This is a genomic window from Streptomyces sp. 12E (genome assembly GCF_055633275.1).
Map to the genome: position 1 here is coordinate 2,823,901 of NZ_JBVNCJ010000001.1, position 12,048 is coordinate 2,835,948.

General features: G+C 74.1%; 8 protein-coding genes and 3 pseudogenes. 1 reads left to right on the forward strand and 10 read right to left on the reverse strand.

Annotated elements, in window-relative coordinates; genetic code table 11:
• Nucleotides 1-110: 110 nt before the first annotated feature.
• The 9 genes and pseudogenes from ACZ8ZB_RS13250 to ACZ8ZB_RS13290 all read right to left on the reverse strand — a co-directional run bounded on the left by ACZ8ZB_RS13250 (nt 111) and on the right by ACZ8ZB_RS13290 (nt 9,713).
• Nucleotides 111-2,417, reverse strand: a complete 2,307-nt coding sequence (locus tag ACZ8ZB_RS13250) for a xanthine dehydrogenase family protein molybdopterin-binding subunit (protein ID WP_470737917.1) — start codon at nt 2,415-2,417, stop codon at nt 111-113.
• Nucleotides 2,414-4,492, reverse strand: coding sequence for a (2Fe-2S)-binding protein (locus ACZ8ZB_RS13255; protein WP_470737918.1), 2,079 nt, complete (start codon nt 4,490-4,492; stop codon nt 2,414-2,416). Before ACZ8ZB_RS13255 ends, ACZ8ZB_RS13250 begins: the two co-directional genes overlap by 4 nt.
• A complete protein-coding gene (locus ACZ8ZB_RS13260) occupies nt 4,489-5,382 on the reverse strand; it encodes an FAD binding domain-containing protein (protein WP_470737919.1) in 894 nt (297 codons plus the stop codon). The genes ACZ8ZB_RS13255 and ACZ8ZB_RS13260 overlap by 4 nt, the downstream gene beginning before the upstream one ends.
• Nucleotides 5,383-5,698: 316 nt before the next feature.
• Nucleotides 5,699-7,342 carry a beta-N-acetylhexosaminidase gene (locus ACZ8ZB_RS13265; protein WP_470737920.1) on the reverse strand — a complete coding sequence of 548 codons (1,644 nt, stop codon included), beginning with the start codon at nt 7,340-7,342 and terminating at the stop codon, nt 5,699-5,701.
• 1 nt (nt 7,343) lies between these two features.
• A pseudogene (locus ACZ8ZB_RS13270) lies at nt 7,344-8,074 on the reverse strand (carbohydrate ABC transporter permease).
• Nucleotides 8,075-8,103: 29 nt separating this feature from the next.
• Nucleotides 8,104-8,296, reverse strand: a pseudogene (locus tag ACZ8ZB_RS13275) (sugar ABC transporter permease); the annotation flags it as partial.
• Nucleotides 8,290-8,533, reverse strand: a pseudogene (locus tag ACZ8ZB_RS13280) (extracellular solute-binding protein); the annotation flags it as partial. The pseudogenes ACZ8ZB_RS13280 and ACZ8ZB_RS13275, both read right to left, overlap by 7 nt.
• A 289-nt stretch (nt 8,534-8,822) precedes the next feature.
• A complete protein-coding gene (locus ACZ8ZB_RS13285) occupies nt 8,823-9,110 on the reverse strand; it encodes a DUF3039 domain-containing protein (protein WP_019754409.1) in 288 nt (95 codons plus the stop codon).
• A 30-nt stretch (nt 9,111-9,140) separates the two neighbouring features.
• Nucleotides 9,141-9,713 (reverse strand): YqgE/AlgH family protein, encoded by a 573-nt coding sequence (locus ACZ8ZB_RS13290; protein WP_470737921.1) that lies wholly within the window; start codon nt 9,711-9,713, stop codon nt 9,141-9,143.
• Between the two features lie 311 nt (nt 9,714-10,024).
• Between ACZ8ZB_RS13290 and murA the strand changes: the two genes are divergently transcribed.
• Nucleotides 10,025-11,371, forward strand: a complete 1,347-nt coding sequence (murA, locus tag ACZ8ZB_RS13295) for a UDP-N-acetylglucosamine 1-carboxyvinyltransferase (protein WP_381229465.1) — start codon at nt 10,025-10,027, stop codon at nt 11,369-11,371.
• 177 nt (nt 11,372-11,548) lie between these two features.
• Here the strand turns inward: murA and ACZ8ZB_RS13300 are convergent, their stop codons facing one another.
• Nucleotides 11,549-11,830: an HU family DNA-binding protein gene (locus ACZ8ZB_RS13300; protein WP_004987462.1), complete on the reverse strand. Its 282-nt coding sequence runs from the start codon at nt 11,828-11,830 to the stop codon at nt 11,549-11,551.
• Between the last annotated feature and the right edge of the window lie 218 nt (nt 11,831-12,048).

Here is a 12,048-nt window from a genome sequence, read left to right on the forward strand (position 1 = left end):
ACCACTGACAACGCCCCCGGGCCGGGGACGGCGAACCGAAGCGCCCACCCCCCAAGACGCTCCGGCGGCCCCGTTCGTTGCCTCCCGCGGGAACCGGCCCGCCGCGGGTTTCAGCCCCCGGTCACCACCGCGGCCTGCGGACGGATCGGCAGACGGTTCACCGGGCGGCCCGTGGCGGCCCGTACGGCGGAGGCGATCGCCGCCGGCGAGGTCACCACCGGCACCGCGCTGACCGCCTTCGCGCCGAACGGCGCGACCACGTCCCGCTCCTCGACCAGCTTCACGATGCGGATGTCCGGGGCGTCCAGCGCCGTCGGGAGGGCGTACCCGGTCAGGTCGGGGTGACGGACCAGCCCGCGCGGCGTGCGCAGGTTCTCGGTGAGCGCGGCGCCCAGCCCCTGGGTCACGCCCGCCTCGATCCGGGCGGCCAGCTGCGCCGGGTTCAGCACCCGGCCCACGTCCTGGGCGACCGCCAGCTCCACGACCCGCACCGAGCCGAGCTCGATGTCGACGTCGACCACCGCGCGGACCGCGCAGAAGGCCATGCCGACGAAGGCGTCGCCCTGGCCGGACCCGTCCAGCGGTTCCGTCGGGTGCGGACGGCACTGGGCGGTGGCCCACAGCTCCTTGCCCTCGAGCTCCTCGGCGACGGTCGTGGACAGCACGCCGTCGTACGAGGTGATCTTGCCGTCGGTGATCTGGAGCAGCTCGGTGGACATGCCGAACTTGTGCGCGAGGGGCTGGAGGAGCTGGGTGCGGACCATCTTCGCCGCGCGCTCCACCGCACCGCCCGACACCCAGGTGTGCCGGCCCCGGCAGCCCGCGCCGGCCGAGGGCTGGTCGGTGTCGACGGGCACCACGTGCACCTCGTCGACGCCGAGGACCTCCTGGACGATCTGCCGGGCCAGGGTGGAGAAGCCCTGGCCGCTCTCCACAGCCGCGCACAGCACGGTCGCCACGCCGTCCTGGACCCGCACGGTGGCCGTGGACACCTCGTCCGCGCCCTCCGCGCCGAGCACGTGCACCATGCCGAGGCCGTAGCCCACGCCGCGGCGCACCGCGCCCGGCTCGCCCGCGCCCTCGGGGCCGCCGGGCAGCAGCCACTCGTCCTCGGGGGTGTCCTTGGGCAGCGGCGGCAGCGGGAAGTCCCGTACCGCCTCGAGGAGTTCCGTGACCGGGGCCGGGCAGGTCACCGTCTGGCCGGTGGGCAGCACGTCGCCGGTGGCCATCACGTTGCGCAGGCGCAGCTCCGCCGGGTCGGCGCCGAGCTTCTTGGCCAGTTTGTCCATCTGCGCCTCGTAGGCGGCGCAGACCTGCATCGCGCCCTCGCCGCGCACATGACCGGAGGGCGGGTTGTTGGTGCGCACGGCCCAGCCCTCGATGAAGGCGTTGGGGACGACGTACGGGCCGCAGGCGAAGGCGACGGCGGCGGCCAGGGCGTCGGAGGAGGTGTCGGCGTAGGCGCCCGCGTCGAGCAGGATCTGCGCCTCGACCTTCACCAGTCTGCCCTCGGCGTCGGCGTGGTGGCGGTAGCGCAGCAGGGTGGGGTGGCGGTGGGTGTGGCCGAGGAAGGACTCCTCGCGCGTGGCGGCGAGCTTCACCGGGCAGCCGGTCCGCAGCGCCAGCAGGCCGAGCGGGAGCTGGAAGCTGCGGTCCTCGCGGTCGGCGGTGGCGCCGGGCACGCCGGTGACGACGACTTTCACCCGTTCGGGTGCCAGGCCGAGGACGGCGGCGGCGGTGTCCCGGTCGCCGTGCGGGTCGGTGGAGGCCAGGTACAGCTCGACCCCGCCGTCCGGGCGGGGCACGGCGAGGCCGGCCTCGGCGCCGATGGGGGCGGGGTCCTGGCGGCCGATGCGGTACAGGCCCTCGACGACGACGTCGCCGGCCGCGTCGGGGTCGCCGTGGCGCAGCGGGATGTGCCGGATCAGGTTGCCGTCGGGATGCAGCGGTTCGGCCTCGAAGGCCTGCTCGGGGTCGGTCACCGGGTCGAGCACCTCGTACTCGACGATGACGGCGGCGGCGGCCATCCGCGCGGTGTCCGGGTGGTCGGCGGCGACGGCCGCGATGGGCTCGCCGTGGTGGCGCACGACCTCGGAGGCGAAGACCGGGCGGTCCGCCGTGCCGCGGCCGTGCACCGGGTCGCCGGGGACGTCCTCGTGCGTGACCACCGCGCGGACGCCGGGCATCTCACGCGCGTGCGTGGTGTCGATGGACACGATGCGCGCGTGCGGGTGCGGCGAGCGCAGCACGGCCGCCCACAGCAGGCCCTCGGCCCACAGGTCGGCGGCGTACGGGAAGGTGCCCTCGGTCTTGGCGCGGGCGTCGGCGGCCGGGAGGGAGACGCCGAGTCCGTGCGGGAGCGGTTCCGGCCCGGGGGCGGCCTCCACGGCCTGCGCGGTGGCTGCTTCGTTGGTCACGCCTGGCCTCCGTCCGGGCCGTGGGGCTGGTCATGGGGCTGCTCGTCGGGGCCGGGGGCGTCGAACGCCGAGGGGTTGACGCCGCCGGCTCCGGGGGCCGCCTGGTGCGGGATGCGGGGCGGGTCCGTCTCGCCGTCGGGGTCCTCCTCCGCGGACGCGGCGTGCGCCTCGCGTTCGGCGACGACCTCCTTGACGGCGTTCACCACGCCCCGGTAGCCGGAGCAGCGGCAGAGGTTGCCGCACAGGGCCTGGCGGGTCTCCAGCTCGGTGGGCGCCGGGTTGCCCTCCAGCAGGTCGTGCACGGTCATCGCCATGCCCGGCACGCAGAAGCCGCACTGCACGGCGCCGCACCGCGCGAGCGCCCGCTGCACGTCGGAGGGCCGGCCGTCCTGCGCCAGTCCTTCGACGGTACGGACCTCGCTGCCGGCCGCGGTGACGGCCGGGACCAGGCAGGACGCCACCAGCCGGCCGTCGACCTGCACGTTGCAGGCCCCGCACTCGCCCTGGGAGCAGCCGTCCTTGGCGCCGGCGAGACCGAGCCGCTCGCGCAGCACGTACAGCAGCGACTCGCCGATCCAGGCGTCGGTGACGGGCCGGTCGGTGCCGTTGACGCGGAGCACGTAGGAGGCGAGGGGGTGGTCGTCGTGCGGTGGCGGCGGGCCGTCCGCCCCGTGCGCCGCGCCCGGTTCGCCCCGGTCGTCCGGGGTGTCCTGAGCATCGGGCGCCGGGTCGGTGTCCGGGGGGCCGGCGTCGGCGGGTCCCGTCGCCGGTTCCGCGTCCGGGGCCGGCTCGGCGGGGGTCGCGGAGGGCTCCAGCGGCCCCTCGGCGGCCTCGGGAGCCCCGGGGGCGTCCGCCGGGGACTCGGAGGCCTCGGGAGCCCCGGAACCGGGCTCCGGGGCCTCCTGGCCGCCGGGGTGCGGGTGCTCCCGGAGTCCGTCCGGGGCGTCCTCGGCGGCCTCCGTCCCGGACCCCCACCGCGGCTCCGCGTGCCCCTCGGCGGCGAACGGCTGGGCCGCACCGGCCGACGGGGCCCCGGCGTGCCCGGACCGCCCGCCGTGTCCGGCCGCGTCGGACGGCTGTTCGGGCGCGACGTCGGCGTCCGGCCGCTCCGGTACGTGCTCCCCCTCCGGCCGCACGGACGTGCCGTGGGCCGGCGTCCCGCCGTACGCGTCCCGGTGCGCGGGCTCGGCGTACGGTCCGGGCTGCTCCGGCGCCTGCTCGGGCGCGACGTCGGCGTCCGGCCGCTCCGGTACGTGCTCCTCCTCCGGCCGCACGGACGTGCCGTGGGCCGGCGTCCCGCCGTACGCGTCCCGGTGCGCGGGCTCGGCGTACGGCAGCGGTCCGGCGGCGGGCGGGGGCTGTCCGCCGTACGCGTCCGCGCCGGACGGCTGCTGGGGGGCGGGGCCGTCGGCGTGGGGCCCGGGGCCGGGCTCCTGCCGGTCCTGCAGGGGGCCGTGTCCGCCGTCCTGCGGCTCCCGGGCCTCGTCCTGCGGGACCCCGGGCACGCCGGGTCCCCACGGGCGGCCGATGTCCTGAGGGGGCGCCCAGGGGGCGGGGGCGCCGCCCGGGAGGGTGGCCGGCGGGGTGCCGCCCCACTGCTCGACCAGGGAGGACGCGGTGAACTCGCCCGACTCGTCCGGCAGGTCGCCGTCGGCCACGGGGATCGACCACTGGCCGGTGACGTCGTGCCCCGGCGCCGGGTTCCCCGCGGCGCCCTCCCCGTAGGTCCACTGCCCGGTCGCGCCGGGGTCGTACGTGAACCGGTCCCCCGGCGCCGCACCCGCCTCGGGGTCGTGCCACTGGACGCCGTCGACGGGGACGCCGGGCACGCCCCAGGAGCCGGCGGCCGCCGGGTCGGTGCCCGCGCCGGCCGTCGGGTCGACCGTGATCTGCGGCGGCACATAGCCGTGGCCGGGCGCGGCGAGCGGGCTCTGCATGGAGTCCAGCAGGGCGTCGATGCCGCCCTCGGGGAGGTTCACGAAGGCCGTGGCGCCGTCGTCGTAGTCGCCCTGGGGCAGCGGGTCCCAGCGGCTGCCGCCCGGAGGCGTGTCCTGTCCGTGCTGGTCGTCGGTCACGACAGCGCCCTCCCCAGTGCTCGTCGGGCCAGCGCGGCGACGGTGCGCCGCAGGTGCAGTACAGCGGGCGGAAGCGGTGGCACGACGCCGTCCTCGCCGGGGGCGGCGTCGGGGATGCAGGCCGCGGCGACGTACTCCCCGAACGCGCTCAGCGCCTCGGGCACGATCGCGCGGTTGTTGTCCCAGTCGATGAGCTGCGCGACCCACTGCTCGGCCTGCAGGGGCCGCAGCGGCATCGGCGCGATGGCGCCCACCGCGCAGCGCACCCCGCGGCGCGCCGGGTCGAGCACCAGGGCGACGGAGGCGACCGCGCGGCCGGGGCCGGTGCGGCCGGTCGCCTTCAGGAAGACCTGGGGGGCGTGCAGCAGCGGCACGCGCACGTAGCCGATGAGTTCGCCGGGGCGCAACAGGTCCATCCCGGCCAGCAGGTGCGACACCGGGAGCTCGCGGCGGACTCCGCCCGGACCCGCGATGATCAGCGTCGCCTCCAGCGCGGCCAGTACCGGCAGCGCGTCCCCGGTGGGGGCGGCGGAGGCGATGTTGCCGCCCAGGGTGCCCGCGTTGCGGATGTGCGGCGGTCCGGCGGCACGCGCGGAGGCGGCGAGCGCCGGGATGAGGGCGGCGAAGTCGGGGCGGCCCATGCGCGCGTGGGTGAGACCGGCGCCGAGCAGCGCGTGTCCGTCCAGGTACTGCCAGCCGCGGATCTCGCTGATCTTGCCGAGGCCGACCAGCGCGGCGGGCCTGAGCTGCCCGGAGTTGACGGCGGCCATCAGGTCGGTGCCGCCCGCGACGGGCACGGCGGCGGGCATCTCCGTGAGCGCCGCCACGGCTTCGTCGAGTGTCGTGGGCAGCGTCACGGCCTGCGCCGCCTGCGGTGCGTGCGTGCTCAAGTCCGGCTGCCCCTTCCCGCTGCCCCACCTGGTCCCACCTGTGCTGCCGTACGGTACGTGCTGACAGGCCGGACGTGGCAACTCTGGCACATCTTGGCAGGTGCCGAGGACCGGGGTCCGCCAGGAGGCGTTCGCCCACCTCACCCCGGACGCGGACGGTTCCGCCCCACATCGCCGGTGTGCCGGGGATTGGCACCCTTCGGTGACCTTCGTACCCGTTTCGCATGACCCGTTCGATGCGGGACGAACAGATGCGCACCCCCCGTTCGGAGGCCCGGCGTGGCGCGGGCCGCCCGCGCCGGGCCCCGGGCGGGGGCTACTGGTGCGGCGGCGGGCCGTCGATCGGGCGCCCCAGGACGCCCGGACGCTTCTGCCAGGGCAGCGGCCCGGTGGGCGGCCGGTAGGCGACCCCGAGGGCGTCCAGCCGCCGGTAGTGGGCGGTCATCCGGCGTTCGAAGCCGGCGAAGTCCCGGTCGCCGGGAGCGGGCAGGTCGCTCCAGGCGACCTCGGCGAGCGCGGCGAGCCGGGGGTACGTCTGGTAGTCGACGCGCCCCTGGTCCTCCATCACCTCGGTCCACACGTTGGCCTGGGTGCCCAGGACCCGCGCGGCCTCCTCGCCCGTCAGCTCCGACGGCACGGGCTCGAACCGGTAGACGTCCTCCAGGGTGCGCACGTACCCGATCGGCACCGGCTCGTCGGGGCCCGGGTCCTGACGGTAGTCCAGGTACACGTACTGCTGGGGGCACATGACCACGTCGTGCCCCGCGCGGGCGGCGGCGACCCCGCCGGAGTAGCCGCGCCAGGAGGACACCGCGGCGCCGGGGGCCAGGCCGCCCTCCAGGATCTCGTCCCAGCCGATCAGCCGGCGGCCCCGCGCGGCGAGCCACTTGTCGAAGTGCCCGATGAACCAGGACTGGAGCGCTTCCTCGTCGGCCAGACCGAGGTTGCCGAGCTGCTTCTGCGCGGTGTCCGAGTCCCGCCACTGGTCCTTGGGGCATTCGTCGCCGCCGATGTGCACGAACGGCGAGAAGGGGCCGGCGTCCGCGGGGAAGAGTTCCAGTACTTCCTCGAGCACCCCTTCGTAGAAGCGCAGGGTGCCGTCGGTGGGGGCGAGTACGTTCGGATTGATTCCCCAGGTGTCCCAGACGGTCAGGGAGGCGGTGTCGACGACGTCGGAGTTGCCGAGTTCCGGATACGCGGCGACGGCGGCCTGCGAGTGCCCGGGTACGTCGATTTCCGGGACGACGCTGATATGCCGCTCGGCGGCGTAGGCGACGATTTCGCGGATGTCGTCCTGGGTGTAGTGACCGCCGTGCGGCCTGTCGTCCCACAGCGGTGACGCGCGGTGCCCGATTTTCGTCCGGGCACGCCAGGAGCCGATCTCGGTGAGCTTCGGATACCGCTGGATCTCGATGCGCCATCCCTGGTCGTCCGTCAGGTGGAAGTGGAGCACGTTGAGTTTGTGCGCCGCCATCAGATCCAGTTGGCGCAGCACGCCTTCCTTGGGCATGAAGTGCCGGGCGACGTCGAGCATCATTCCGCGCCAGCGGAAGCGGGGGGAGTCCTCGATCGTGACGTGCGGCACCGCCCAGACCCGGTCGCGGCGGACCGGGGCCCTGCGGAACGCCTCGGGGCCGAGCAGCTGCCGCAGCGTCTGGGCGCCCCAGAGGACACCGGCCGCGCTGCCGCCCTCGACGAGGACGCCGTTCCCGTCGCTGACGAGGCGGTACTCCTCGGGACCGAGGCCGGGGTCGAGCAGGAGCCCCACGCCGTCGCCGTCCGCCTCGTCACGTTCCCGTCCCTCGCTCAGCGGCAGTCCGGTCGCCTGCCGCAGGACGGTGCGCAGCCAATGGCCGACGCCCTCCGTCCCGTGGCCGGCGTACAGCCGGGAGTGCGCCGTCAGCCGCACCTCGCCGGAACCGGCGACGACACTGCGGGGCGCTGGAATCAGTTCAGTCACGTCAGTCCTTTGCCGCGCCGCCCGGTCCGGAGACCGGACGCCGCTGTACGAGTACGAAGGAGACCAGTACCGGAATCGTCATCACCGTGGACGCCGTCATGACCCCGCCCCGGTCCGGCCCGTCGGGTCCGCGGAAGACCGGCAGCGCCATCGGCAGGGGCGACCGCGAGATGTCGCCGATGGGGAGGGACTTGGCGAACAGGAAGTCGTTCCAGGTGGAGAGGGAGGAGAACACGCTGATGACGACCGGGCCCGGCAGGAGGAGCGGGAAAAGGACCTGCCACGGAAAGCGCGCGGCTCGCCCCGTCGACGGGGTCGGCCTTCTCGCGGCCGAAGTCCCGCACGACGAAGAAAAGCGGGACGGCCGGCGCTTCCGCGGGCACCGTCCGGGCCATCAGAAACATGATCAGCGAGGTGGTCCGCAACCGGAACCGGAATCGTGTCACGGCGGTCGCGGCGGGAAAGGCGATCAGCGCGGAGGCGACCACCACGACCAGCGCGACGACGCCGCCGCCGAGGAAGTACCGGCCGAATTCCTGTTGCCCGAACACCCGTCGGAAGGAGTCCGGCGCGGGCGCCGGGGTCCAGGGACGCGGCTCGGCCGACCCGATCTCCCCGGCCGGTCCCGAAGGCGCCCGGCACCGTCCGGTACAGCGGCAAGGCCACCACCGCGGCGATCAGCAGCGCCGCCGGCCGCCCCGGACGCCGCACGGACCGGCGCACAGGATTCACCCGGCGTTTCCCGTCCCGGCTCACAGGACTCACCGTTCCTCCCCCCGGCGGCGCGACAGTCGCAGGTGCACCGGCGTCACGGCGAGCAGGACCAGCGGCATCACCACGCCGATCGCCGCGCCGAGAACGTACTGCGAGGACGCGAACGCCTGCTGGCGGGCGTACGTTCAGGACCAGGTTCCGGCCGGCGGTGCCGCCGCCCGTCATGACGTGGATCCGGGTCCGTCGAAGACGTCGGTGCGGCAGTGGAGCGCGCGGACGCCGACGAAGTACGGGGCTCCGTGGACCCCGCCGTCGACGGTGACCGACCGACGGCGGTCGGATCGGTGTCCTCGGCCTCGCCCCGGGCCCCGGCCCCCCCGGTGAGGTCGGGCGCGGACTTCGGGTCGTCGAGGGCCGCCCCGACACGCTGGGCGCGGGTCTCGACGGGATGTACTCGACGGTGACGTCGGCGCCCTCGGGCACCTTCCCGGCGCGGCGAGGACGGCCGCGGCGGCGACCGGGCGGGCGGACAGCCCCATGGAGTCTCCCCTCCGAGCGCGTTGCGACACACGCAATGGCGGTTTCGCTGTGCACAACACACCGGAGGCTAGGGACTGGACGGACCACACCACAAGAGGTCTCCACCACTCCGTGCCCGACGGACGCACCCCGCGCGACGCGCGGACAGCACAAAGGCCCCCAGGACGCGCAAAGCGCACCCCGGAGGCCTCGGAGGAGGGCCGGACCGGCGGAGGGAGGGGACGGACTACTTGTCGCCCTTGCCCTTGCCCTTGTCGTCGCCGCCGGCGCCCATGGACTCGTAGATCTCCTTGCACATGGGACACACCGGGTACTTCTTCGGGTCGCGGCCGGGCACCCACACCTTGCCGCACAGCGCCACGACGGGGGTGCCGTCGAGGGCGCTCGCCATGATCTTGTCCTTCTGGACGTAGTGGGCGAAGCGCTCGTGGTCACCGTCGCCGTGGGAGGTCTGCGGCGTCGGCTCGACGAGGGTCCCCGTACCAGTCCCGCGCTCGGGCTCAAGAGTGCTCATAACAGCCAAGGGTACTGAAGCTCACACGCATCAGTTGAGCGAAGGGTCGTCCGGATAGGTGGCCACCATCGCCAGCTCGTTGCGCTGGCGGCGCAGCACCTCGCGCCAGAGCCGCTCCGGGGACGGCGAGGAGACGTCGCCGGGTTCCGACTCCACGACGTACCAGGCGCCGTCCACCAGTTCGTCCTCCAGCTGGCCGGGGCCCCAGCCGGCGTATCCGGCGAAGATGCGCAGCGAGCCGAGGGCGGAGGCGAGCAGCTCCGGCGGGGCCTCCAGGTCGACCAGCCCGATCGCGCCGTGCACCCGGCGCCAGCCCGGCGGCGCGTCGTCCCCGCCGGTCCCGCCGGGGACGACGGCGACGCCGAGGGCCGAGTCCAGCGACACCGGGCCGCCCTGGAAGACGACGCCCGGTTCGCCGGCCAGGCCCGCCCAGCCCTCCAGGATGTCGCCCACGTCCACCGGCGTCGGGCGGTTGAGGACGACGCCGAGGGAGCCCTCCTCGTCGTGGTCGAGGAGGAGCACCACCGCACGCTCGAAGTTCGGGTCCGCCAGGGCGGGAGTGGCCACGAGCAGCCGCCCTGTGAGCGAGGACACCTCGGTCATGCCAGACATGATCCCGCATCCCGCTCCCGCATGGGGAGACAACGGGGGTGCGGGAGTGAACGCGGCCATGATTTCGAAGGAGCGGCCTGGTAAGGCCCCGTTCGAGGGCGGCGGCGGGAGACGGGCGGGCGCACGGGGGCGTCCACGGCGCGCGGCGGGGACGGTGACCCCGTGTGCACGCCCCGGAACGGCCCGTGTTGTGACAGAGCCATGACCTCCCAGGGCCCTCCTCGGGCTTACGGACGGGGGGCCGGGGGCGACTACCCTTTCCCTTCTGGCCCCTGCCCCACTCCCCACGGAACGCGAGATTCATGACCGTCAACGGCGCTGATGACGTACTGCTTGTCCACGGCGGGACCCCGCTGGAGGGCGAGATCCGTGTCCGCGGTGCGAAGAACCTCGTACCGAAGGCCATGGTCGCCGCGCTGCTGGGCAGCGCACCGAGCCGTCTGGGCAACGTCCCGGACATCCGTGACGTCCGGGTCGTCCGGGGACTGCTGCAACTGCACGGCGTGACGGTCCGTCCGGGCGAGGAGCCCGGCGAACTGGTGCTCGACCCCACGTACGTGGAGAGCGCCAACGTCGCTGACATCGATGCCCACGCCGGATCCTCGCGGATCCCGATCCTGTTCTGCGGCCCGCTGCTGCACCGGCTCGGGCACGCGTTCATCCCGGGTCTCGGCGGCTGCGACATCGGCGGCCGGCCCATCGACTTCCACTTCGACGTGCTGCGGCAGTTCGGCGCGACCATCGAGAAGCGGGCCGACGGCCAGTACCTGGAGGCCCCGCAGCGGCTGCGCGGCACCAAGATCCGGCTGCCGTACCCCTCGGTCGGCGCGACCGAGCAGGTGCTGCTGACGGCGGTCCTCGCGGAGGGCGTCACCGTGCTGTCCAACGCGGCGGTGGAGCCGGAGATCGAGGACCTGATCTGCGTCCTGCAGAAGATGGGCGCGATCATCGCGATGGACACCGACCGGACCATCCGCATCACCGGTGTGGACAAGCTCGGCGGCTACACCCACCGTGCCCTCCCCGACCGCCTGGAGGCCGCCTCCTGGGCGTCCGCCGCGCTGGCGACCGAGGGCAACATCTACGTCCGCGGCGCCCAGCAGCGCTCGATGATGACGTTCCTGAACACCTACCGGAAGGTCGGCGGCGCCTTCGAGATCGACGACGAGGGCATCCGCTTCTGGCACCCCGGCGGGCAGTTGAAGTCCATCGCGCTGGAGACGGACGTGCACCCGGGCTTCCAGACCGACTGGCAGCAGCCGCTGGTGGTCGCGCTGACCCAGGCGACGGGCCTGTCCATCGTCCACGAGACGGTCTACGAGTCCCGGCTCGGCTTCACCTCCGCGCTCAACCAGATGGGGGCGCACATCCAGCTGTACCGCGAGTGCCTGGGCGGCTCCGACTGCCGCTTCGGCCAGCGCAACTTCCTCCACTCGGCGGTCGTCTCGGGCCCGACGAAGCTCCAGGGCGCGGATCTCGTCATCCCCGACCTGCGCGGCGGATTCTCCTACCTCATCGCCGCCCTCGCCGCCCAGGGCACCTCCCGCGTCCACGGCATCGGCCTGATCAACCGCGGCTACGAGAACTTCATGGAGAAGCTCGTGGAACTGGGCGCGAAGGTCGAGCTCCCGGGCAAGGCGCTCGGATAGCAGGAGCCGTCGCGCATACGCCGATGGGGCGGTCACCCGGACTCGGGTGACCGCCCCATCGGCGTATGCGCAAGCGCCCTCGGGGGGCGCGGGACCACGTGCGTGTGCGGCTCCGCCGCGCGGGCGCGACCGGCCACGACAGGCCCGCAGTCCCTACGACCTCTTAAAAAGGCGAGGTCACTTGCCCTTGGCGGCTTCCTTCAGCTTCGAGCCCGCCGACACCTTCACGCTGTACCCCGCCGGGATCTGAATCGGCTCACCGGTCTGCGGGTTGCGCGCGGTGCGCGCGGCCCGGTGGGTGCGCTCGAAGGTCAGGAAGCCGGGGACGGTGACCTTCTCGTCGCCCTTGGAGACGATGTCGCCGACGACCTCGGCGAACGCGGCCAGCACGGCGTCGGCGTCCTTGCGGGTCACCTCGGCGCGGTCGGCCAGCGCGGCCACCAGCTCACTGCGGTTCATGTTGTTACTCCCGTGTTCTTCTTGCCGTTGAGGCGTGCCACGCGGCGGAGCCGCATGTCGGGCACGGCCAAGCCGATGCTGCCAGGTTCCTCGGTGGGTCCCCGGACCCGGGTCCCTCGTCAGACCCTCGCGCCCAGGGACGCATCCTGCCTCTACCTGCGGCGGTAATGCCAATCCGGCACCCGCAGGAGTCGTGAGAACACTCCGGGGAGTCACAC